This is a genomic window from Streptomyces sp. NPDC002896, assembly GCF_040295225.1.
Taxonomy (GTDB): Bacteria; Actinomycetota; Actinomycetes; order Streptomycetales; family Streptomycetaceae; genus Streptomyces.
The window spans coordinates 382,446-405,181 of sequence record NZ_JBEOVA010000009.1; the positions used below are offsets into that span (position 1 = coordinate 382,446).

The 22,736-nt window shown below is 69.3% G+C and carries 19 protein-coding genes; 11 read left to right on the forward strand and 8 right to left on the reverse strand.

Annotated elements, in window-relative coordinates:
* Positions 1–8 precede the first annotated feature (8 nt).
* The 3 genes from ABT009_RS19585 to ABT009_RS19595 form a co-directional block, all read right to left on the reverse strand.
* The gene (locus ABT009_RS19585) at positions 9–1,505 is read right to left on the reverse strand and encodes an alginate lyase family protein (protein ID WP_351296050.1); all 1,497 of its coding nucleotides are present in this window, start codon (positions 1,503–1,505) and stop codon (positions 9–11) included.
* 151 nt (positions 1,506–1,656) lie between these two features.
* Positions 1,657–1,785 (reverse strand): hypothetical protein, encoded by a 129-nt coding sequence (locus tag ABT009_RS19590; protein WP_351295941.1) that lies wholly within the window; start codon positions 1,783–1,785, stop codon positions 1,657–1,659.
* A gap of 135 nt (positions 1,786–1,920) precedes the next feature.
* Positions 1,921–2,733 carry a PaaX family transcriptional regulator gene (locus ABT009_RS19595; RefSeq protein WP_351295944.1) on the reverse strand — a complete coding sequence of 271 codons (813 nt, stop codon included), beginning with the start codon at positions 2,731–2,733 and terminating at the stop codon, positions 1,921–1,923.
* Between the two features lie 171 nt (positions 2,734–2,904).
* Here ABT009_RS19595 and ABT009_RS19600 point away from each other — a divergent pair, with 171 nt between their 5' ends.
* From ABT009_RS19600 to ABT009_RS19640, 9 genes are all read left to right on the forward strand, one after another.
* Positions 2,905–4,281, forward strand: a complete 1,377-nt coding sequence (locus tag ABT009_RS19600) for an MFS transporter (RefSeq protein WP_351295947.1) — start codon at positions 2,905–2,907, stop codon at positions 4,279–4,281.
* A 112-nt stretch (positions 4,282–4,393) separates the two neighbouring features.
* Positions 4,394–5,959: an FAD-dependent monooxygenase gene (locus ABT009_RS19605; protein WP_351295950.1), complete on the forward strand. Its 1,566-nt coding sequence runs from the start codon at positions 4,394–4,396 to the stop codon at positions 5,957–5,959.
* On the forward strand, positions 5,956–8,115 hold the full coding sequence (locus tag ABT009_RS19610; RefSeq protein ID WP_351295953.1) for an acetate--CoA ligase family protein: 2,160 nt from the start codon (positions 5,956–5,958) through the stop codon (positions 8,113–8,115). Before ABT009_RS19605 ends, ABT009_RS19610 begins: the two co-directional genes overlap by 4 nt.
* Entirely contained in the window at positions 8,102–9,775 is a 1,674-nt protein-coding gene (locus ABT009_RS19615; protein ID WP_351295956.1) for a (2,3-dihydroxybenzoyl)adenylate synthase, read from the forward strand. The genes ABT009_RS19610 and ABT009_RS19615 overlap by 14 nt, the downstream gene beginning before the upstream one ends.
* 52 nt (positions 9,776–9,827) lie before the next feature.
* The gene (locus tag ABT009_RS19620) at positions 9,828–10,559 is read left to right on the forward strand and encodes an alpha/beta fold hydrolase (protein ID WP_351295959.1); all 732 of its coding nucleotides are present in this window, start codon (positions 9,828–9,830) and stop codon (positions 10,557–10,559) included.
* A gap of 303 nt (positions 10,560–10,862) precedes the next feature.
* Positions 10,863–11,204 (forward strand): hypothetical protein, encoded by a 342-nt coding sequence (locus ABT009_RS19625; RefSeq protein WP_351295962.1) that lies wholly within the window; start codon positions 10,863–10,865, stop codon positions 11,202–11,204.
* A gap of 718 nt (positions 11,205–11,922) precedes the next feature.
* Positions 11,923–13,182 (forward strand): nucleotide sugar dehydrogenase, encoded by a 1,260-nt coding sequence (locus ABT009_RS19630; protein ID WP_351296053.1) that lies wholly within the window; start codon positions 11,923–11,925, stop codon positions 13,180–13,182.
* A 163-nt stretch (positions 13,183–13,345) separates the two neighbouring features.
* Positions 13,346–13,510, forward strand: coding sequence for a hypothetical protein (locus ABT009_RS19635; RefSeq protein WP_351295964.1), 165 nt, complete (start codon positions 13,346–13,348; stop codon positions 13,508–13,510).
* 1 nt (position 13,511) lies between these two features.
* Positions 13,512–14,810: a glycosyltransferase family 2 protein gene (locus ABT009_RS19640; RefSeq protein ID WP_351295968.1), complete on the forward strand. Its 1,299-nt coding sequence runs from the start codon at positions 13,512–13,514 to the stop codon at positions 14,808–14,810.
* 37 nt (positions 14,811–14,847) lie between these two features.
* Here ABT009_RS19640 and ABT009_RS19645 read toward each other — a convergent pair whose 3' ends face one another.
* From ABT009_RS19645 to ABT009_RS19660, 4 genes are all read right to left on the reverse strand, one after another.
* Complete coding sequence (locus ABT009_RS19645) at positions 14,848–15,906, reverse strand: serine hydrolase (RefSeq protein WP_351295971.1); 1,059 nt, start codon at positions 15,904–15,906, stop codon at positions 14,848–14,850.
* Between the two features lie 285 nt (positions 15,907–16,191).
* Positions 16,192–17,439 (reverse strand): formamidase, encoded by a 1,248-nt coding sequence (fmdA, locus tag ABT009_RS19650; RefSeq protein WP_351295974.1) that lies wholly within the window; start codon positions 17,437–17,439, stop codon positions 16,192–16,194.
* 204 nt (positions 17,440–17,643) lie between these two features.
* Positions 17,644–18,300: an AmiS/UreI family transporter gene (locus tag ABT009_RS19655; RefSeq protein ID WP_351295977.1), complete on the reverse strand. Its 657-nt coding sequence runs from the start codon at positions 18,298–18,300 to the stop codon at positions 17,644–17,646.
* A gap of 87 nt (positions 18,301–18,387) precedes the next feature.
* A complete protein-coding gene (locus tag ABT009_RS19660; protein WP_351295980.1) occupies positions 18,388–18,666 on the reverse strand; it encodes an FmdB family zinc ribbon protein in 279 nt (92 codons plus the stop codon).
* A gap of 424 nt (positions 18,667–19,090) precedes the next feature.
* On the opposite strand from ABT009_RS19660, the gene ABT009_RS19665 reads away from it, so the two are divergent.
* Positions 19,091–20,248, forward strand: coding sequence for an NAD-dependent formate dehydrogenase (locus tag ABT009_RS19665; protein ID WP_351295983.1), 1,158 nt, complete (start codon positions 19,091–19,093; stop codon positions 20,246–20,248).
* A gap of 108 nt (positions 20,249–20,356) precedes the next feature.
* On the opposite strand, the gene ABT009_RS19670 is transcribed toward ABT009_RS19665, so the two are convergent.
* The gene (locus ABT009_RS19670) at positions 20,357–20,800 is read right to left on the reverse strand and encodes a hypothetical protein (RefSeq protein WP_351295986.1); all 444 of its coding nucleotides are present in this window, start codon (positions 20,798–20,800) and stop codon (positions 20,357–20,359) included.
* 667 nt (positions 20,801–21,467) lie between these two features.
* Between ABT009_RS19670 and ABT009_RS19675 the strand changes: the two genes are divergently transcribed.
* A complete protein-coding gene (locus tag ABT009_RS19675; protein ID WP_351296056.1) occupies positions 21,468–22,565 on the forward strand; it encodes a hypothetical protein in 1,098 nt (365 codons plus the stop codon).
* The last annotated feature ends 171 nt before the right edge of the window (positions 22,566–22,736 follow it).

Here is a 22,736-nt window from a genome sequence, read left to right on the forward strand (position 1 = left end):
CTCAACCGTCACTGCCCGTCGCTGCCCGCGGCACGGCGGACCTGCCCCCGGCGCCGGAGCAGGAGCAGCCCTCCGGCGACGGCGGTGACGCCGGTGGCGGCCGTCCAGGCAACGAAGCCGGAGGAACCGGTGGAGGCCAGGTCACCGCTGCGCCCGCCCAGCGGACTGGCGGACGAGGACGGCGAGGCGGACCCGGACCCGGCCGCTGCACCGGAGCCGGACGCGGCGGCAGACGCCGAAGAGGACGCCGCCGGGGATGCCGAGGCTGCGGCCGAAGGCGATGCGGTCGTCTTGCCGCCGGCTGTCTTGGGCCGGGTGAAGGCCAGCGTGCCGAAGCCGAGCTGGTCGTACCCGCCGCTGTTGGGCCCGTAGTCACCGCCGCCGCCCTCGGGGGCCGCCTTGGCGGCGATACGGGTGAGGTACGACGCGGACAGCCCGCGGCGCTTGGTGTAGTGGTTGGCGATCATGGCCCAGATCGGGCGGACCATGTTCGGATCGGCTGCCGCCACCCCGGAGGTGGTCTCCGTTCCCGACCATCCGTTGATCGCGCCCTTCTTCCGGCTGAAGGGGGTGAAGGGCACGTCGCCGCCCATGCTCCACTTCGCCACGTACTGGGCGCCCTTGAGGAAGCGGCTGTCGTCGTAGCCGTACAGGTCGATGCCCTGGTTCCAGGCCATCTCGCAGATGGTGCCCATCAGCCCGACGCCGAGCAGCGCGTGGCCCTGGTCGCGACCGGCCTCGGCCCACTCGGCGAGGCCGTCGGAGTGGACGACGGGGATGGCGTTCTTGATCGAGCCCATGCCCTCGCCGTGCTTGAAGTACTCGACCGCGCGCTCGACCTTGGCGCGGTCGTCGCACAGGATGCCGGTGGCGAGGACGCAGGCGATGGCGGTCAGGTCCCAGTTGGTCCAGTAGTTCGTGACATAGGCGTCGTTGTGGTCGGCCAGGAAGTCCTCGCTCAGCGGGTAGAAGACGTCGAGCATCATCTTCTGGAAGCGGGCCAGTTCGAAGCCGTCGTAGTCGCGTACGAGCTCGGCGGCGTTGGCGAACTGGTAGCCGTAGAGCCCTGCCGCGAGGAACCGGTCGGCGCTGCCCGCGAGACCGGTCAGCTTGGCGGACCAGGCGTTGAGGATGTCGCGGGCCGTGTCCGCATACGCGGTGTCGCCCGTGATGTGCCAGCGCAGGGCGTTCTGGTACGCGGCGTGGATGTCGTTGTAGAGCGTGACGTAGTTCTGGGGCGAGCCCGAGCCACGGTAGACGGTCGCCTGGGGGTTGGCCTTCCAGCCGCTCTGCGCGTGCCGGTTGGCGGTCAGCCTCGCGAAGCCGGCCTTGTAGGGCTCGGCACCGGCCTTCACCTCGGTCGCCATGCGGTCGAGGTCGGCCTGCGTGTGCAGCAGCCCGGGGTGCGCGAAGGTCCCGCCGGCCGCCGACGCCGGTGCCGCAGCCGTCACGCCGGCCGCACCGATCCCGGCGGCGCCCGCGGCCGCACCGGCGATCCTCAGCATGCCCCGGCGACTGATCTGTGCTGTCACGTGCTTGGTTCCTTAACGGTCGGGTGACTACGGACGCGTACGCACAGGAGACGCGGGCGAGCCCGGCCGATAACAGAAAACCGAAAAGCGGGCGGTGCGGGCCGAGTTGGGCGACCGGAACCGGTCACGCACCGGGCCGGGCATGGCCCGTCTGCCAGGCCCAGGCGGCGATCTCGACGCGGTTGCGGGAGACGACCTGGTCGCCGTCCGCCGCCCGGCGGGAGATCTCGCCGCCCTCGGCGGCGAGCTGCACGCCGGACCGCGCCGGCCCAACGCTGGGAGGTCCTGGCACTGCTCCCGACCGCCGGCGCCGGATGATGACGGCGAGGTCGGGCTCCCGGTGCACGGGCCCGGCGGGCCGGCGCCAGGCCGGCTGTGGCGCCCCGGGTCAGCGGGTCGCCGGCCGGCCCCCCGCCACCTCGTCGTAGAACGTGTCCGCCGGAGGACCGAGGAGTTCGTGGGCCTCGATGAACATCTCGTGCGCGTCGCGGCCGACCCAGCCCGCCGGGAGCAGCTCGGTCGGCAGATCGGGGTCCCGGAAGGGGAACTTGCGGTAGTCGTACGTGAGCCGCATGCGTTCGATCAGCGCTTCCTCGGGTGTCAGACGCCCGGCCCGGTAGGACGGCATCCGGACGCGATAGGTGCGCAGCAGGTCGCGGTAGTCCTCGTTGAGCGCGTCCAGGTCCCAGCTGCGGGCCGCCATCTCGCGGTCGACGGGGAGGCCCCCGGACTGGCAGCGCAGGGTGTCGAGGCGTACGGCGGGCTCGTCGGCGAACTTCTCCCTCACCTGCTGGAGCCGGTCGTGCGGGGAGACATACGTGGAGGGCGCGAGCGGGCCGAAGCCCAGCCAGGCCAGCTCCTTGCGGATGCGGTCGCGCACGCCACGCTCGGTCTCCGGCACCGAGTAGATGACCATGTACCAGTGGCGGTCCCAGTCGCTCCGTACCGGCTCGAAGATGCGTGACCGGCCCTCGTCGAGCAGCTGGAGGCTGCGGGCGTTGAGCGCGTAGAGCGTCTCGCGGCCCTCGCGCCGTGCGTCGAACCAGCCCTCCTTCTTCAGCCTGGCGAGCACCACGCGCACGGTGCTCTCGCCGACGCCGAAGCAGTCCATGAGCGTGCTGAGAGTGCGCAGCCGGGCGGCGCCGCCGCGGTAGCGGACGTAGTCGCCGAACAGGTCGAAGACGATCGAGCGAGGCTTCACGAACACGACTATGACACACGGGCGGCCGTCGAAAGTACGAGACGGTTCAGCAGGAAGCCCATGCAGGCACTGGAAATAATGCGTGTCATCTCATTGACGGCCGCGTTTCAGACGACACATACTGCGAGCGTCTTCCGGCCGTCCAGGCCGGACGAGCTCCAGGAGTCGGCAATGACGCCAGAGACTGCTCCACCCGCTGTTCGCACCGCGCCCGCCGGGCGCCGCCGCCGTCCCGAGTTCCTCGTGACCGGCCTGTGCTTCGCAGTGATCGTCTTCGACGGCTACGACCTGATCGTCTACGGCGCCACCGTCCCGACGCTGCTGCAGTACGACCGCTGGACCCTGACCCCCGCCATGGCCGGCGCCATCGGCAGCTACGCGCTCGTCGGCATGCTGATCGGCGCGCTGATCGCGGGCGCCGTGACCGACTCGGTGGGACGGCGCAGGGTGCTGCTGACCGGGGTCGGCTGGTTCTCGGCCGCGATGATCGGGTGCGCGCTGGCACCGGACGCGACCTGGTTCGGGATCTTCCGGCTGCTTGGCGGGATCGGCCTCGGCGGGGTCATGCCGACCGCCGTCGCGCTGACCGCCGAGTACGCGGACCCCAGGCGGCGCAGCCTCAACAACGCGATGATGTTCTCCGGGTACGCGGTCGGCGGAATCCTCGCGGCCGTGCTCGCCATGACGCTGATGCCCACACTCGGCTTCCGGTTCATGTACGCGCTGGGGGCCACCCCGCTGCTGCTCGTACCGCTGCTGGCCCGCTACGTACCGGAGTCGCTGGCCTTCCTGACCGCGAAGGGGCGGCACGAGGAGGCGGCCCGCACGGCGGCGAGACTCGGGATCGATCTTCCTGCGCCCGATGCCGGGCCGGACGGCGGATCTGCTGCAGAGCGCGACGGGCAGCCGAAGCGAGCCGGGCTCCTGCAGCTCGCCGGCAGAGAGCACCTCGGGCCCGCGCTCCTCTTCGCCGCGGTCAGCTTCTTCGGGCTGCTGCTGGTGTACGGCCTGAACACCTGGCTCCCGCAGATCATGCGCGCAGCGGGCTACCCGCTGTCCGGCTCTCTGCTGTTCCTGCTGGTGATGAATCTCGGCGCAGTCGTCGGCTCGCTGCTGATCTCCCCGCTGGGCGACCGGTTCGGCATGAAGCCGGTCACGATGGCCGTCTTCCTGGCCGCCGCCGTCTCCATCACACTGCTCGCTTTCGCGACGGCCGCGCCGCTGATGTACGCCTTGGTCGCGGTGGCCGGCTTCGGCACCATCGGCGCGCAGATCATGGTCCTGGGCTATGTGGCCCAGCACTTCCCCGTCGAGGTCCGCGCCACGGCTCTCGGGTGCACGCTGGGACTTGGCCGGCTCGGCGCCATCACCGGTCCGCTGCTCGGCGGCTTCCTGCTGGACGCCAAGGTGAGTACGGCGTGGAACTTCTACGCCTTCGCCGTGCCCGCCGCCGTCGCCACCGCGCTGGTGCTGCTGCTCCCGGGCCGGGGACTCCCGGAGCGGGGGGTCCCGGCGCAGGCGCGGAGGTTGTCCGCTACAAATCATTGACGCCCGTGAATTGATCGACACACAATTGGGCTCCGGGTGGGGCGGTCCTGGGACCGGTCCGGAGCCCTACCCGATGCGGAGGCAGAACAACATGGTTTCTCGGATCGCTTGCGTGGGAGGCGGCCCCGGCGGGCTGTTCTTCGCAACCCTCGTCAAGCAGGCCGATCCGTCGGTCGAAGTCACCGTCTTCGAGCGGAACCGGGCAGAGGACACGTTCGGCTTCGGCGTGGTGTTCTCCGACGCGACGCTGGCCGGAATCCACGACGCCGATCCGGTGCTCCGGACCGGTCTTGCGGACCACGGGCGGCACTGGGACGACATCGAGATCAGGCTGAAGGGCCGGCGGATCCGCTGCGGCGGCAACGGCATGGCCGCCATCACCCGCAAGACCCTGCTGCAGCTGCTGCACCGGCGTGCGGCGGAGGTCGGGGTCGACCTGCGGTTCAGCTCCGAAATCCCGTCCGACCCCGCCCAGTTGGCCGACTACGACCTCATCGTCGCCACCGACGGTGCGAACTCCGGCTTCCGCAACCGCCTCGCCGACGTACTGGTGCCGGAGGTCGAGGTCGCGACCGCCAAGTTCATCTGGTTCGGCACCAGTTACCTCTTCGACGGCCTGACCTTCGTCCACGAGCACGGCCCGCACGGGACGTTCGCCGTGCACGGCTACCCGATCAGCGACACCGTCAGCACCTTCATCGTGGAGACGGACGAGCAGTCGTGGCGGGCGGCCGGTCTCGACGAGTTCGACACCGCACAGCCGCCCGGCCCGAGTGACGAGAAGACCAGGCGGTACCTGGAGAAGCTCTTCGCCGAACAGATCGACGGACACGAGCTGCTCGTCAACAACTCCCGCTGGGGCAACTTCCGCACCTGGCGCACCCACCGCTGGACCAGCGGCAACGTCGCCCTGCTCGGCGACGCCGCGCACACCGCCCACTTCTCGGTCGGCTCCGGAACCAAGATGGCCATGGAGGACGCCGTCGCACTCGCCGACAGCCTGATCGAGCACCGCGACGACCTGCCGTCCGCGCTGGAGGCGTACGAGGCGACCCGGCGGCCCTCGGTGGAGAAGATCCAGGGTTCCGCCCGGCCGAGCCTGTCGTGGTGGGAGCACTTCGGCCGCTACCACGACGCGTTCGAGCCCGAGCAGTTCGCCTTCCACTTCATGTCGCGCAGCATCGGCAAGGCCCGGATCGCCCGCCGGGACCCGGAGTTCATCGAGCGGGTGGAGCACGACTGGCGCGCCGGACACGAGGGGCGCGGCCCGCTGGAGACACCGCTGCGGGTGGGCGAGCGGGAGTTCGCCGGGCGGCGGTTGAGCGGGGTGGAGATCGAAAGGCTCAGGGGCGGAGATCCGGGCTGCCTGTGGCTCGCCGCTCCGGACGGGGAGGCAGGGCTGCCTGAGGCGTACGGGCGGCTGGCCGAGGCCGTCGGAGGCGCGGACGCACCGGCGCTGGTCGCCGTGCACGCCGGGACGCCGCTGACCCGGGCCCTGGTCGCCGAGCAGGCCCGGCTGGTGCACGGGTTGCCCGCCCTGATCGTGGAGGACGGCATGGACGACGACCGCGCCGAGACGCTGCTGTTGTCGGGCCGCGCCGATCTCGTCGGTTCGGCGAAAGAAGTCGGCCCGCTGAGTGCAGCCGGCTCGCTGGGCGAAGGGGAGGCACGGGCGTGAGCACGAACCTGAGGCCGATGTTCGCGCCCGCGGGCGTGGTCGTGATCGGCGCATCGCGTCAGAGCGGCAAGCTCGGCGCCGCCATGGCCCGTTCGCTGGCCGCCTTCCCCGGCCCGCGCGCTCTGGTGAACGCGCGCCGCCCGGAGCCGGCCGAAGGCGTGTACGCCTCGGTCGCCGAGGCCGCCGCGGGCACCGACGGGCCGCTGGACCTGGCCGTCCTGTGCGTACCGGCCGCCGGCTGCGCCGACGCCCTGGCCGAGGCGGCCGCCGCCGGCTGCCGGGCCGCGCTCGTGTGCGCGGGCGGCTTCGGTGAGGCGGGCCCGGAGGGCGAGCAGTACGCGGACGCCCTGCGCGGGGTCGCCGAGCGGACCAGGATCCGGCTCCTCGGGCCCAACACCTCGGGGTTCTTCGCCCCTCAACTGGGACTGACGGCCAGTTTCGTACCGGCCGCGGCGCACCTTCCCGCCGGGGACATCGCGGTGGTCGCGGCCAGCGGTGGCGTCAACCACGCGCTCTCCTTCGACCTTGCAGACGCAGGGAACGGCATCAGCCTGGGTGTGGGCATCGGCGCGGGGCTCGATGTGACGGCCGCAGACGTGCTGGAGCACCTGGTCGCGGACGCGGGTACGGCCGCGGTGGCCCTGCATCTGGAGACGGTGCCGGACGGGCCGCGCCTGGTGGCCGCCGTACGCCGGCTCGCCGCCGTCAAGCCAGTCGTGGCGCTGGTCGTCGGACGGTCGGACGTCGGCGATTTCGCCCGTTCGCACACGGGTGCACTGGCCACCTCGTGGCGTACGACACGGGCCGCGCTGCGGCAGGCCGGGGCCGTGGTCGTCGACGATGAGCGGGAACTGGTCGACGCGATCACCGCCCTATCGCGCGTACGGCTGCCCGCGCACGCCGATCCGGGCCTCGGCATCGTGACCGCCCAAGCTGGCCCTGGCCTGCTGCTCGCGGACCGGGCCGGGGCGGACGGCATCCGGACGCCGGAGTTGACCGAGGCCACGCAGGACACGCTCGGCGGGCTGCTGCCGCCGCTGACGTACCAGCGCAACCCGGTCGACACGGGACGGCCGGGCGAGACCTTCGCCCGCGTGCTCGGCGCGACGGCGGCCGACCCCGCGGTGGATCTGCTCGCCGTGTACGCGCTGACCGAGCCCGACAGCGTCGACGTGGCGTCCGCCGCCCAGGACGCGGGCCTCGGCGCCGACTCGCCCGCGGTGGTCGTGGTCGGCGGCCCGCACGAGGACGTCACCGAGCAGCGGGCGCGGCTGCACAAGGCGGGCATCCCCGCGCTGGCGGGTCCGACGTCGGCCGCCAACGCGGTACGGGCGCTGGTCGCGGACGCGCGGCAGCGGGCCCGCGGGGCCGTGGCGGGAGGCGCCCTGGAAGCGAACGGGATCCGGGTGCCCGCAGGCCCCCTCGACGAGGACCGCGCCAAAACGTTCCTGAGCACCCTCGGCATCCGTACCCCCGATCGCGCCGCCTGCGACACCCGCGAGGAAGCACACCGCGCGTTCGAACGCCTTGCTGCCGGCGGGCAGTCGGTCGCTGTGAAGGTGCTCGACGCGGCGATCCTCCACAAGACGGAGATCGGCGGAGTCCGGCTCGGCATCCGCACGGCCGCCGAGCTGGAGGCGGCCCTGGACGCGATCGACGCCATCGGCTCCCGCGATGGGATCGACTCCACTGAACCGGGCGGCCGCCGCTACCTCGTCGAGGCCATGGCCCCGCCCGGCGTCGACCTGGTGCTCGGCGCCCGCCGCGACCCCGTGTTCGGCCCCGTCGTACTGGCCGGACTCGGCGGAACCGCAGCCGAGGCGCTCGCCGACGTGGCGATCCGGCTCGCACCGCTCTCCCTGGCGGAGGCCGCGGCCATGCCCGACGAGCTCGCCGCCCGCGCGCTGCTCGAGGGCTGGCGGGGCGGGCCGGTGCTCGACCGCGCCGAGTTCGGACGGGTGGCCGCCGCGCTCGCCGACGCCCTCGCGGCGAGTCCGCCGGACGTCGCCGAGATCGAGATCAACCCGCTGCGTCTGACCGCCGACGGCCTGATCGCCCTGGACGCCGTCATCGTGCACACCGGCGCCGTCACCACGCCCACCGGTGAGGAGACCGGTCCGGAGACCGACAAGGAGACCGACCATGCCCAGGCCTAGCAGCAACGGCGCTGTGCCCTGGCCCGACGCGTACGCCAAGCTCTACACCGAGAAGGGCTACTGGACCGGGGAAGCCCTCGGTGACGCGCTGCTGGCGGTCGCGGACGCCGCGCCCGACGCGGTCGCCCTCGTCGACGGCGACCAGACGGTGACACACCGTCAACTCGCCGAGCGGGCCGACGCCACCGCGCTGCGCCTCGCCGAACTGGGCCTGCGCCCCGACGACCGGCTCGTGGTGCAGCTGCCCAACACCCTCGAGTTCGTGGTCCTGACGTACGCCTGTCTGCGGCTCGGCGTCATCCCGGTGATGGCCCTGCCCGGTCACCGCCGGCACGAGATCTCCCATCTCGTCGGGCACTCCGAAGCGGTGGGGATCGCGGTCCCGGACGTCCTGAAGGACTTCGACCACCAGGGGATGGCTGCCGCCGTCGCCGACGAGCACCCCACCGTCCGCCATCTCCTCGTCCTCGGCGACAAGATCGGCGAAGGGGCCGTCGACCTGCGGGAACTGTGCGCGCCACCCGCAGAAGGCTCGGCCGAGGCCGCGCGGGCCGCCGTGGACGCCTACCGCCCCGACAGCCGCTCGATCGCGGTCTTCCTGCTCTCCGGCGGCACCACCGGGCTGCCCAAGCTGATCGCCCGCACCCACGACGACTACCTCTACAACGCCCGCCGCAGCGCCGAGATCTGCGGCTTCGGCCCGGACACGGTGTACTTCGCGGCGCTGCCCCTCGGGCATAACTTCCCGCTCGCCTGTCCGGGGCTGCTCGGCGCGCTCCTGTGCGGCGGCCGTACCGTCCTCGGCTCCCCGAGCCCCGCCAAGGCGTTCGCGCTCATCGATCGCGAAGGCGTCACCGCGACCGCCGTGGTCCCGGCCATCGCCCAGCGCTGGCTCGAGTACCGGCAGGACCACCCGGGCGCCGATCTCGGCTCGCTGCGCGTCCTGCAGGTCGGCGGCTCGCGGCTGGCCGACCACGTCGCCCGCCGCGTGCGCCCGGAGCTCGGCTGCACGCTGCAGCAGGTGTTCGGGATGGCGGAGGGGCTGCTCAACTACACGCGCCTGGACGACTCCGAGGACGTCATCTGTACGACGCAGGGGCGCCCCATGTGCGAGGACGACGAGCTCCTCGTCGTCGACGAACTCGGCGAGCCGGTGCCCGACGGGACACCCGGGGTGCTGCTCACCCGGGGTCCGTACACGCCGCGCGGCTACTACCGCGCCGAGGAGCAGAACGCCCGCGCGTTCACCGAGGACGGCTGGTACCGCACCGGCGACATCGTGCGGCTGCGGCCCGACGGCAACCTCGTCGTCGAGGGCCGCGACAAGGACATGATCATCCGCGGCGGCGAGAACATCTCCGCCGAGGAGATCGAGAACCTCGCGTACCAGACGCCGGGGGTCGCCCGTGCCGCCGCGGTGGCGATGCCGGACGCCGACCTGGGCGAGCGCGTCTGCCTGTACGTCGTGCCGGAACCCGGCCGCACCGTCACCCTCGCCGACGTGCACGAGGTGATGGAGCGCGTGGGCGTCGCGCGCTTCAAGTTCCCGGACCGGCTGGTGACCGTCCCCGAACTGGTCGCCACCAAGGTCGGAAAGATCGACAAGAAGGCGCTGCGCGCGGACATCACACGGCGCATCGGCTCCGAACACCTCGCCTGAACAAGCCACTGCACAAGCCACGGAACAAGCCACGCGATCAAGGGAGATCGACATGAGTGAGACCTTCGTGCTCGTCACGGGAGCCTGGCACGGTGGATGGGCCTGGCGCCCGGTCGCCACCGCGCTCCGGGCCGCCGGGCACCAGGTGCACACCCCCACCCTGGTCGGCCTCGGCCCCGACGACGACCCTCGCGGCGTGACCCTCACCGACACCGTGAACGGGCTCGTCGAGTACGTCGAGCACGCAGGTCTGACCGATGTCACCCTGGTCGGCCACAGCTGGGGAGGCTACGTACTGACCGGCGCCGCGCCCCGCCTCGCGACCCGGCTGCGGCGGCTGGTCTTCTGGAGCGCGTTCGTCCCGGAGGACGGCGAGTCGCTGATCGAGGCGTGCCCGCCGCACTACGGAGAGATGTTCCACGCCCTGGCCGCCGCATCCGGCAACGACACCGTGCTGCTGCCGCTGGAGGTCTGGCAGCAGGCGTTCATGCAGGACGCCGGCGAGGAGGCCCAGCGGACGGTCCACTCGCTGCTCGTTCCGCAACCGCTCGGCACGTTCACCGAGAAGCCGGACACGGCCGCGTTCCAGGCGCTCGACATACCCACCAGCTACATCCTGTCCACGGAGGACGTCTCACTGCCGGACGAATGGGCCTGGGGCGAGCGCTTCCCGCAGCGCCTGAAGAATCCGCTGGTCATCGAGACCCCGGGAAGCCACGAGGGCTGCTTCACCCGTCCCGCCGAACTGGCCGACGCCTTCGTCAGGGCCTGCGCGTCCCGTTAGGCCCTTGTAGCTCCCGTAGCTCCCGAGGGGGATCCGCACGGCCCACTTCAGCGGTGCGAAAGAGTTTCGTAATGGGGTGTCTTCCCAATCTTGTCGGGGTCGTGACGACCATGTCAGTGTCCTGACCCGACAGGCAGGCCGCGCAGGCGGCGCACCCGAAAGTCTTTCGTACCGCTCTCCGAACTGCCTGGTGCACGACGGCATGTGGCGCAACAACGGCATGCCGTCGGGCGGTTGCGCCCGGCCTCGCTCGGATGCCCGGCCGCAACCCCTCGCGTATCCATGCACCCCGAGGAGCCGGGAATGACGACCACCATGCCGGGCCACGGCGACCTCCCGCAGCCGGGAGAGGCCACGGAAAGCGACCGCCCCGGAGACGCCGCAGAAGACGACCGCCCCTGGGCCGATCCCACCCTGCCGACCGCGGAGCGGGTCGAGGCGCTGCTCGCCCGGCTCACCCTGCAGGAGAAGGTCGCCCAGCTGAGCAGCACCTGGGAGGACATCGAACCCGCCGGCCCGGAAGTGGCCCCGGGCAGCAACGACTTCCGGCGCCTCGGCGACCTCGACCGGACCGCGCGGCACGGCCTCGGCTGGCGACGGTCCGCTTCGCTGTCCACACCGACCGCCTGGCCTTCACCGGCCTGAACGGCCGACGGATCGTCGAGCCCGGCGAGATCGTGCTGCACGCGGGCTCCTCCAGCGGGGACACGCCGGTCCAGGCGACGGTCCAACTCGTCGGCGACGAGCGCGAGGTGACGGTGATGCGCCACCACCGCGTGACCGTTCACAGCAAATTTTAAGCTTCACATTTTCATCACACACTCCCCACAATCTTCAGATTGTCGGTTACATTCAAGGACCCGAGGGGCGTGATTCAGGCGCGTCCTTCGAGTACCTGTGTCAGAGGCGAGGCGGTTGTCGCACCGGGGCCACGAGCGTCGGCGCGACGGGGGGCCGTCACGGCAGTCGGGGGGAAACACATGAACCGCCTTCACAGCGCAAGCGCCCTTGGACCGAGGGCCGAACGCGGCGATCTGCACGCGCCGCGATAGCGCGATCAGCCTCTGGCGGGTCGGCGGCCCTGACGCGTCACCACCGTGACGGCATCGGCCGGCACCCAGTCATCTCACTTTGACCAACGCGCCGCCTGCTGACCGCAGGCCGGCTCATCGTGTCCTGCCCGGCGGTCGACGGGGACCGCACCCCACCGGCACGGCACGGCAGCATCCCGCGCCTCCGCTCGCGGAGCGGAGCGCGGTGCTAGGGGGATCCCATGCAGCAATCTCAATTCGTATCCGTGGACGGCGTCCCGGCAGGTGCCGCCGTCCTCGCCCCGCCGCCCGACACGTGCGCGACCAGTACTCTGCGCGTCGTCGTCCTCGGTCAGGGATATGTAGGCCTTCCGCTGGCCATGGAGGCAGTGGCGGCAGGTCACCAGGTCATCGGCCTGGAACCCGACGACCGTCGCAGACTCCGTCTGGACGCGTCGGACTCGTACGTCGAGGACGTGCCCAGCGAGCGGATCCGCGCGGCGCTGGACAGCGGACGCTACTCGACGGCGGCCTCGATGGGTCAGGCCAGGGCCTTCGACGTGGCGGTCATCACCGTCCCCACACCGCTCAAGGACCGCACCCCGGACCTGAGTTACGTCAAGCGCGCGGCCCACATGCTGGGGCCCTGGATCACCCGGGGCGCCGTAGTGGTCCTGGAGTCGACGACGTACCCGGGCACGACCGAAGACGTCCTGGTCCCGATCCTCGAGCGGCGCTCAGGACTGGTCGCCGGCACCGACTTCCACGTCGGCTTCAGCCCGGAACGCATCGACCCGGGCAACGCGACGTGGCACTTCCGGAACACCCCCAAGGTGGTGTCCGGCCTGACCCCCGCCTGCCTGGAGAAGGTCAGGGCTTTCTACGACCTGATCGTGGACCGGACGATCCCGGCGAAGGGCCTGCGCGAGGCCGAACTCGCCAAGGTCCTGGAGAACACCTTCCGGCACGTCAACATCGCCATGCTCAACGAGCTGGCCAAGTTCACCCATCTCCTCGGCGTGGACGTGTGGGACGCCATCGACCTGGCGAGCACCAAGCCCTTCGGGTACATGCCGTTCCGGCCGGGACCCGGCGTGGGCGGGCACTGCCTGCCGATCGACCCGGTCTACCTCTCCTGGCAGGTCAAGCAGGAGCTGGGCGAGAACTTCCGGTTCATCGAGCTGGCCAACGAGGTCAACGAACAGCAGCCGGCCTACGTGGTGCAGCGTCTCCAGGACGGCCTCAACGCCCGCGGCAAGGCGCTCAAGGGCGCCCCCGTGACCGTGCTCGGCCTCACGTACAAGGCCGGCACATCCGACGTACGGGAAAGCCCCGCCGAGCGTGTCGTGCACCTGCTGCGCGCCAAGGGAGCCGACCTCCTCGTCGTGGATCCGCATGTCTCGGAGTGGCATTCCCTGCCCGATGTCCGGCTGGTCAAGAAGCTCGCCCCGGCCATGGTCACGGCGGCTGACGCGGTGATCGTCCTCACCGACCACCCCGAGTTCGACATGCAGATGGTGCGTGAGCACGCCGCCTACGTCTTCGACACGCGCCGTTCGGTACCCGCCGGCGCCAACGTCGAGCTGCTCTGACACGCACGCACAACGGGCAGGGGCGGGCACGCGCGACGCGTCCGCCCCCTACAGCCGCGGCGGGGGATCGCACGCAGGGGCCGCGGCGCCCACTGCGTACCGGCCATCCGCCGGGACCACAAGAAGAACAAGCGGCCCTGAGCCGCAGGGAGGGGAGATTCACATGGGTTACGACGAAGGAGGGCTCGCCAGAACCGGCGTAGGCGCCCTCACCCTGTTCGGTGTGAGCGTCACGCTGGACTGGATACTGGCCGTCGCGGTGACGCTGATCCTGGTCGGCGCCTTCACCTACCGGGCCGTCACCCGGCACAAGCAAGAGCGTGCCTGACGTGCCCGAGCGACACCGCAAGTCCAAGCGGGGCCTGCACGCTCCGTGGCAGACCTGGGTCTGTGTGGCCGCCGCCGTGGCGGCCACCGCCTGGACCATCGTCTACCACATCCACTGGAGCACCCAGCCCTGGGGAACCGCGCTGGTCTTCTACTGCGCCATCACCGCAGTCCTGATCTACTCACTCGCGGCGGTGGTGAAAGGCAGAAGCTTCACCCATCTGCCCGCGTGCGACGGACGCGTGCTCGCCATCGTTCCGGCGTACAACGAGCCGCCCGAGGCCCTGTACAAGACCGTCTGGGCGCTCATCGACCAGGTGCGTCCGCCCGACGCCATCCACGTCGTCGACGACGGCTCCAAGGATCCTGTTGTTCCGTTCGAGCATCCCCTGGTCACCTGGCACCGCCAGGACAACGCGGGCAAGCGTGAAGCGCAGGCCTACGTTCTGCGCCATGTCGATCCCTCGACGTACGACCTGATCATGACGGTCGACTCCGACTCGATCGTGCACCGCATGGGCCTGTGGCACTGCCTCAAGGCGATGTCGGACGTCCGCGTCCAGGCGTGCACCGGGCTGACCCTCGTCTCGAACTATGCGCACAACCTGCTGACCCGGGTGATCGACGTCGAGATAGTCACCTGGTGCCTGGTCACCCGGATGGCCCGTTCCCAGGTCGGGGCCGTCGCCCCCACCTCCGGCATCCTCGCGGTGTACCGCAAGGAGCTGGTCCTCGAGAACCTCGACGACTACGTCAGCTCCGGAACGGCGGGAGACGACCGGCGCCTGACCCACTACGCACTCCAGCGCGGCCAGGTGGTGGCCGTCAACGAGGCGTGGGTCTACAGCAAGATGCCCACCGACCTCAACGAACTGTTCACCCAGCGCGTCCGGTGGTTCAAGTCGTACTGGCGGTACGTCGGCTGGGAGCTGACGAACTTCTCAGCGGCTCCCTTGTTCTTCCGCCTCTACGGCCTGGTCGTCACGGCAACCATGCCCGTCCTGTACGTCTGGGTCCTGTTCGTACTGCCCTACCACACCGACGACAAGCTGCTGTTCCTTCAGGGGCTCGGCTACTGGCTCATCATGACCTACGCGCAGACAGGCATGTACGCGGCCATGCGGCCCGAGCTGTCGGCCCGCCAGAAGATCACCGCCTGGCTGTTCCTCACCCCTCTGGTGACCCTGCTCAATCTGCTCATCATCAGGCCTGCCATGTACTGGGCCCTGACGCAGGCCCGCACCACGCACTGGGGCACCCGTAAGGCACCTGTCCCGGCGCCGGTGCCGGAACGGACCTGATGCCGACAGCGGGCGGGCTCCAGAGCCGGCCAGGCGATTACGGAGCCCGCCCAGCCCGCCGTACTGACACGCGATGGACGCCCGTTGGCGCCCGGGATCCGGTAGCCGGGGGAGTCTTCTGCGGGTACAGGTCGTGGTGTATGGCCTTGGCCACGCGCTCAACCGTATCCGTGCCGTAGTTCCAACCCACCAGCGGCGACTCGCCTTCGGGAACCCTGTTGTTCTCGGTGAGGACCACGAGGCCGTAGTCGTACCCATGGCCGGTGAACGCACTCATGCTGTTGACCTTCCAGTCGCCCCGGTCCCAGGGGTTTTCGACCCCGGTCTCGGAACGCTGAAGCCACCCGTTCTTGACTTGAACGGAAGCGCCCTTGGGAGCCCCGGCGGGAGTTCCCCACCGCTGATCCTTCTGCACGTCACGCATGAGGCCGAGGATGTAGGCGCGCTCTTCGGCAGTCAGGACGGAGTTGTCTTTACCGGTGAGCAGCTCAAGCAGTTTGGCCTGGTCCCGTGCGGTGATCTGGGTCAGGCCCATGAAGCCTGCTTCGTCGAGGACGGTGTTCGTCATTCCGGCCCTGTCCAGGAAGCGCTGGATGTTCTTGGGGCCCACGCTCTCCCACAGGGCGTACATCGCGTCGTTGTCCGAGCTCACGATCATCTGCCGGGCCATGTCCCGCTCATCGTCGGACAGATGGACGCCTCTTTTCAGGAGCAGAGCCCCCAATATTATGGGCTTGATCGTGCTCGCGGAGTCGTAGTGCTTGTATGCGCCATATCTGCAGGAGGTATGGGTGGTGCGGTCGTACAGCACCACCGAGGTATGACTGGCGCGATTCGCCAGCGACTTCGCTATGTCCCGAGTGAGAAGGCTCGCCAGCCCGGTCTTTTCGGACGCGCATTCAATCAGCCCGCCCTTGAGCCGCTGGGATGCGAATTTCACGCCCTGCGTCCCATGGGAGACGGTTCCTGTGAAAGCCGGAGTGGCGGCCGAAGTGGAGACCCCCACGACAGCGACTCCCGTGGTCACCTTTAAAGCCATCTTGCTGAGCGCCAATTCTCTTCCCTTCTGGATGATCCGGCCCGCGAGTGCCGACATTACAAGCTGAGGATGCGCCTGGCTTGTCGGGTAAGTCGGTAGGCCTACCGGCACTCCTCTCCATGGCAGCCGATGAGGTGAAAATGTGTCCCTCGATAGGGGCCTCAGGATTCGAACCGCCGACAACCGCTTCAGCGGCGAGGTGGAGAGAAGTTTCGCGAGCGGGCCGGGCTCACACAGAAGGAGTTGGGGACAGGCGGCGGATGAACCACTCGGCGCCGGTGGGCTATTCCCACCGGCGCCTCGGAAAGCCGCCCCACCTGCAATCACGTCGTAGGGTCGGCCTCAGGTGGTCACCGCGCACTGGCCGCGGTCCGCGGTCTTGGGTCCCTCCGCGGAGGGTCGGACCTCGAAGTCGAAGATACTGGTGGGGAGGTAGAGGGAGCAGCAGGCGTTGGGGATGTCGACGATCCCGCTGATGCGTCCCTCGATGGGGGCCGCGCCGAGGAGCAGGTAGGCCTGCTGTCCCGTGTAGCCGAACCTCTTCAGGTACTCGACGGCGTTGAGGCAGGCGCGGCGATAGGCGACCGTCGCGTCCATGTAGTAGTTGGTGTCGGTGTCGTGGTCTACGGAGATCCCGATGAAGGTGAGGAACTCCGAGTACCGCGGCTCGACGTTGCCCGGCATGAACATGGGGTTGGTGCTGACACCGTACTTCTCCATGCCGCCCTTGATCAGATCGACGTGGAAGTCGATGTAGCCGCCCATCTCGATGGCGCCGCAGAAGGTGATCTCACCGTCTCCCTGGCTGAAGTGCAGGTCACCGCCCGACAGCTTCGCGTCCTTGACGTGCACGGGGTAGAAGACGCGCGATCCGCGAGTGAAGTTCTTGATGTCGTGGTTGCCGCCGTTCTCCCGTGCGGGAACGGTGCGCGCCCCTTGCTGCGCGATGGCTTCGGCCTCCGATCCGGTCGCCTTGCCGACGAGTGCTGCATTGGCGATGGGCGCGAGTCCCAGAGGCGGGACCCGGTCGGGGTCGGTGTCGATCAGGGCCTGCTCGCGCCTGTTCCACCTCTCCAGCAGCTCCGCTGAGGGCGCGGTGCCGAAGAGACCGGGGTGGGTGATGCCGGTGAAGCGGACACCGGGTAGGTGCCTGGACGTCGCCACCTGCCCGTGGAAATCCCATATCGCCTTGTAGGCGTCCGGGAAGTAGTCCGTCAGGAAGCCTCCACCGTTGGCCTTGGCGAAGACGCCCGTATATCCCCAGCCCTGACCCGGCGCGTCACCGACCTGCTGCGGTACCGGCCCGAGGTCGAGGATGTCCACGACAAGCAGATCGCCCGGCTCCGCGCCTTCGACGCCTATCGGCCCGCTGAGCATGTGTGTGGCATCCAATTCGACATCGCGCACGTCGTTGGCGGAGTCGTTGTTACCGATCTGCGCGTCGGTCCATTCCCGGCATTCGACTCGGAATTCGTCCCCCGGGCGGACCATCGCGACAACCGGGACGTCTGGATGCCACCTGTTGTGTCCAGGTACATCCTGGTCGCGCATCGACCGAGACTGGTCGACGCTGAAGATTACTTCAGGCATGTGAACTCATTCCTCATGTGTTCTGTACCGGTGAGCGGGTGTGGCATGGCGCCCGGGGCGTCCCGGGTGCCCCCTCATGCCGCTTCTTGCCTCTCGTCAACCACCTCCCGCGCTCCGATGACGGTGTCGGCGGCGATCGTCCGGCCAGGTCCGGCTCGTCCGGACGGCTCGTCTGGGCAGGTCCGGGCGGGTCCGGGCGGGCCGCTAGCCGGGGCTGCCGGCGGCCGGGTAGCCAGGGGCGCCGTACTCCTCCGCGGGCTTGCCTGGCCCCCTCCGGCGGAGTACGAACCACAGCGAGGCGAAGGCCAGCACGCCGAACGCGCCCAGCGCGATCGCGATCTCGTAGTAGTTCTCCGCGACCCAGTAACCGGACAGCAGCAGGAATGCCGGTATGACGCCGGTCACCCAGCCTTCGATTGCGGTCACCCAGCCGACATAGGGCGTGAGGGTCTCCCGTTTCAGTCCCAGTAGCAGGAAGAAGAAGAACCAGAGGAACGCCCAGTAGAGCCATATGACTCCGAACGGCGCGTCGTCGAACAGCCGGAAGCTGACGAAGGAATAACCCAGAGCCACGATGGCCACGAACAGCGAGTAATAACCCACGCCTGTCGTATCGAGCCCCATGAGCAGTCCGACTCCGACATACAGGTATGTGAAACCGAAGAGGAAGATGCCCGACGCCAGCAGAATTCTTCTGGGATCCTGATTCGCGGCGATGATGAGATATATGGGTGTCAGGACCTGAAGCCCACCCACGAACAGGTTGAATATGGCGGCTGACCGGCTGTCCACCTTTCCCAGCAGCATCAACCCGTTCAGGAACAGCACCGCGCCAACGAAGAGAAGTCCGACGTTGGCCAAGGGGATACACCTCCCGTTGTTCCGCTCTCGCGAGCGCTACGCCCGCCGGGCGGTCACACGACCGAAAAGCTGGGCCTCCAGGGCCTCTCAGGGCCGGGGGAGCCGGGCGATCGCCGGATGGACCGGCCTCGGCGCGGCATCCTTGGGAGGCACCCGCGTGACCACCGCGGGGTTTTCCCGAGACCTCTCCTCTTGCTCGCGCAGGCCCGCGACGGCAGGCGAAATGAAGGCCGTCGCGGGGGGCGAGTAGACACGCCGAGCCGCATTCGCGCACTTCGGGCAGACCTGCTCGGCGGGCGCGGTGCCGATCGGCAGCTTTACGTCGAACGATCCGCAGCGATTGCAAAAATATTCGTACGTCGCCATAAGTGGTCTCCGCCCCGCCGCGCTCCCGACCCTCGGCCATGGGCGCGGATCTGGTCGAGCCGATGAATGCCGCAGCAACGTCTCATTCAAGGCAACGCCTCAGGCGACGGCGTGTCAAGGCGAGTTGAAATGCCCCGGCCGCCGCCGTGTGCCGCCGTGCGAAATGGGTGGGGTGCGACGCGGACACCACCGGGCGACGCGGACGCTAATGCGCGCACCGCAGGCCGCAGCGGTGGTGCACGTGCCGTGTGCGTTCAATTCCCCGGCGCGGTCGGGGCATTTCCGGCGCGGGGATTCAGCCGGTCCGGGGCGCGTTTGATGCGTGGCGAGCCGGGCACTTGGCTCTCGACAGGAAGGTCGGCCGGAGCGCATGCACGGCTACCGGACTGGTCTGCGTGCCGGCCTTCGGCGATGGAGGACGGCCATGGCAAAGATCCTCACGGTACTTTATCCGGATCCCGTCGACGGGTACCCGCCCAGGTATGCCCGTGACGAGATTCCCGTCATCACCGGCTATCCCGGAGGGCAGACGGCGCCTACCCCCCAGGGCCTGGATTTCAAGCCGGGCGAATTGGTCGGCTGCGTCTCCGGCGAACTCGGTCTGCGTCCGTTCCTGGAGAGCCGGGGCCATACGCTGGTCGTCACCTCCGACAAGGAGGGGCCCGACTCCGTGCTGGAGCGCGAACTCCCCGACGCGGACGTGGTGATCTCGCAGCCGTTCTGGCCCGCCTATCTCACCCCTGACCGCATCCGGCGCGCGCCGCGTCTGAAGCTGTCGATCACAGCCGGGATCGGTTCGGACCACGTGGACCTTCCCAGCGCCATCGAGCACGACATCACCGTTGCGGAGATCACCTACAGCAACAGCATCAGCGTGTCCGAGCACGCAGTCATGTACATTCTCGCCCTCGTCCACAACTACCTGCCGGCCCACGAGTGGGTCACCACCCGCAGAGGGTGGAACGTCGCCGACTGCGTCTCGCGGAACTACGACCTGGAGGGCATGGACGTCGGCGTCTTCGGTGCCGGACGGATCGGCCTGGCGGTGCTCCGTCGGCTCAAGCCGTTCGACTTGAAGCTGCACTACAACGACGTGCACAGGCTGCCACCGGACCTTGAGAAGGAGCTGGGGCTGACCTGGCATGAGGATGTCCGCTCCCTGGCGGCCGCCGTCGACGTGCTCTCCATCCATGCGCCGCTTCACGCGAAGACGGTGAACCTCTTCAACGACGAGATGCTGGGGACCATGAAGCGCGGGTCCTACATCGTGAACACGGCCCGCGCGCTGATCGTCGACCGGGACGCCGTGGTACGCGCTCTGGAGCGAGGTCATCTGGCGGGTTACGCCGGTGACGTCTGGTACCCGGAGCCGCCGGAGGAGGACCACCCGTGGCGCACCATGCCGCACGAGGGCATGACACCACACGTAGCCGGTTCGCCGCTCTCCGCGCAGGCCAGGTACGCGGCAGGGGTCCGGGAGATCCTGGAGTGCTGGTTCGACAACCGCCCGATCCGTCAGGAGTACCTCATCGTGGAGGGCGGCAGGCTTGCCGGGACCGGGGCCCGCTCGTACACGGTCTGACAGACACTCGTACACGGTCTGACAGACAGGGGAGGAGCCGGCGGGGCCGCCGCTGCCCGGGCAGCAGCGGCCTCCGACCTGGCCGGATGGTGTGCTCCGGCGTACGTGTCAGGGCGTGCCCGTGTCAGGCGCGCCCGCTATCGCGCACGCGCGGCACGGGGGCCGGCCGCAGGTGCACTGCAGGATGCCGTCCAGCACCTCGTGGTCGTGGTATAGGCACTCGTCCCGGCAGGTGTGGCGCGGGATGAAGCCCGCCTGGAGCTCGTCCGGCCAGGGCTCTTCGCCCTCCCGGCAACGCACGAACCGCTCGGGATCCGTGGAGTGCAGCTGCTGCATGCTCTCCCGGGCCTTGCCCTCGAGGTCGCGCGCTTCGGCAACCATCCCTTTGAGCTGGTCGGCGAGACCGGAGAACCTGGCGTCGCCGGTTCTCACATGGGCGGCCTTCAGTGCCATGACGGCATTGCCCAGAAACCGTCGGGCGTCCTGGAGATCGGTGACGTGGTGCAGTTGGATGCCGGTCACGCCTCTGACCCACACGGCTTCTTCGCTCACTTGTCCACCTTCCGGGCTCGATTCGCCCTCTGGTGATGCCGACGCTCGGAAGTACGCCGCACCTTCCTCATGGGCCTGAAATGTCTGGAACGGGCTGCTGTCCGTCAGCTCCCCGGTTGACCCGTTCCTGTTTCGGTTTCGCGACCGGTCCGCCGCGCCACAGAAATCGCCTATAAGGCTCGTATGTTCTCCAACGAAACTAAAGTGTGCGATGCGTACCAGTCCAGTCATCTATTAGTGAATTGGCTCACAAGCGGCGAGTGTCTCTGTTTGCCTGGCTTTCTGACTGCGGCGGAGGTGGCGGGGGCGTGGCGGCATGCCGAGCTGGTGCACTCGGGGGCGCTGCGATGCCATGCTCCGCGGACCCCTGGCCACGGTGCTGTTGCCCGACGTTGCCCGACGATCAGCGCGCCCCGCCCACTGCCTCATATCCGTCTGCCCCCATCAGGGGCGAGAGCCGGACCGGGCTCGGCCGGCTCATCGAGTAGGGCGGTCGGAGGATCCGACGTGATCGGTGTGATGCGCTGAACCGGCGGGGTTCCAGGGCTGGTTATGCCGGGACTTGGGTTCAAGATGGTGCGGCTGAGCTGTGTGATGATGCACGATGCACGGATAACGGCCGGCCCTGGGGAGGGACCGGGTGCGTGAGAAGGGACGGGAGCGCATCGTGGGCAAGGGCGGGGCGTCGATACCGGACGAGGAATGGGAGCGCTTCCTACGGGAGGCCGAGGCCGGGACTCAGGGCGCGCCCGAGGAGCCGTCGGCGCGGGCCCGGATGGTGGCACGGCGGCTGCGAGAGGAGCCCGGCCGGCCGGAGGGGTGGCGGACTTACCAACCGGCCCGGCGGCCACGGGGCAAGGGCTGGTACGTGGCCGGTCTGCTGGTTGCGGTCGGCTTGCTGGTCGTGGCGCTGGATCCGGGGCGGGTTGTTGGATGGTTCGGAGGCGGAAGCGGCGAGAGTGCGCCGCTCGCCGCGGAGTCGGAACGTCCGGATCAGCCGCCGGCGACGGAGGCGGCAGCCCAACTGCCCACAGTGGAGGAGCCGTTCAGGGGGTCGCCGGCGGCGCGGTGGGCCGACGGGACGGCAGGGATCCACATGCCTGCGGCACGGGCGACCGGCTGGATGAGCAAGGAGCAGGTCGCGCAGGCGCTTGATCGGACCCGGGACTTCCTTGCCGCGTCCAGTCTGGATCCTGCTGTGCTGCGCGGGGAGCGGCCGAAGAAGGCGATCGCGTTGATCAATCCGCATCAGCAGGATGTCCAGGACTACCTGGCGACCGCGTTCCGCGCGCCCAGCCGGGAGAACGATCCTCTGCTGCTGTTCAGCCGATTCGAGAAGACGAAGGTGCGGCTTGTCGGGGACGTGGTCAAGACGCGAGGACGGATCACCTACCAGGAAGGTAAGCGTGGTGCGGTCGAGGTGACCACCGATGTCACGTACGTCTATCCGGTCGTACGCGCTGCAGCGGGAAGCGACGAGGTCGCGCGCACCATCGTGCGCCGCGAGGTCGTGGTGAGCTGGGACAACCCGGCGAAGGTGGTCATCGAGCCGGGGACGTTCTCTCTCGTCTCCTACAAGGCGGACACCACCAACGGCGGCTGCGACACCTTCACCGGCTACCTCACCCCCGAGTTCAGCGCCGAACGCGCGGCCACGGGCTCGGGAGACGGCCCCGAGGTCGACCCGTACGACCGGAGCACGTCGATGGACGCGCGCATGCGGGAGGCCGACGACGCGGAGTGCGGGACCGCCACACGGTCGTGATCACAGGGACGGCAAAGGTAGCTCGGCCACCGTGGGCGGCCGCGTGATGCAGGGCGTCACGTAGGTTGTGGGGCCGCTAGTGCCGCATCAGAGAACCTTTGCCCTGTTGTGATGTGACACGCCGTTCGGGTACTGGCCCGGACGGCGCGGTGTCGCCAGGCTGTCCGGGTG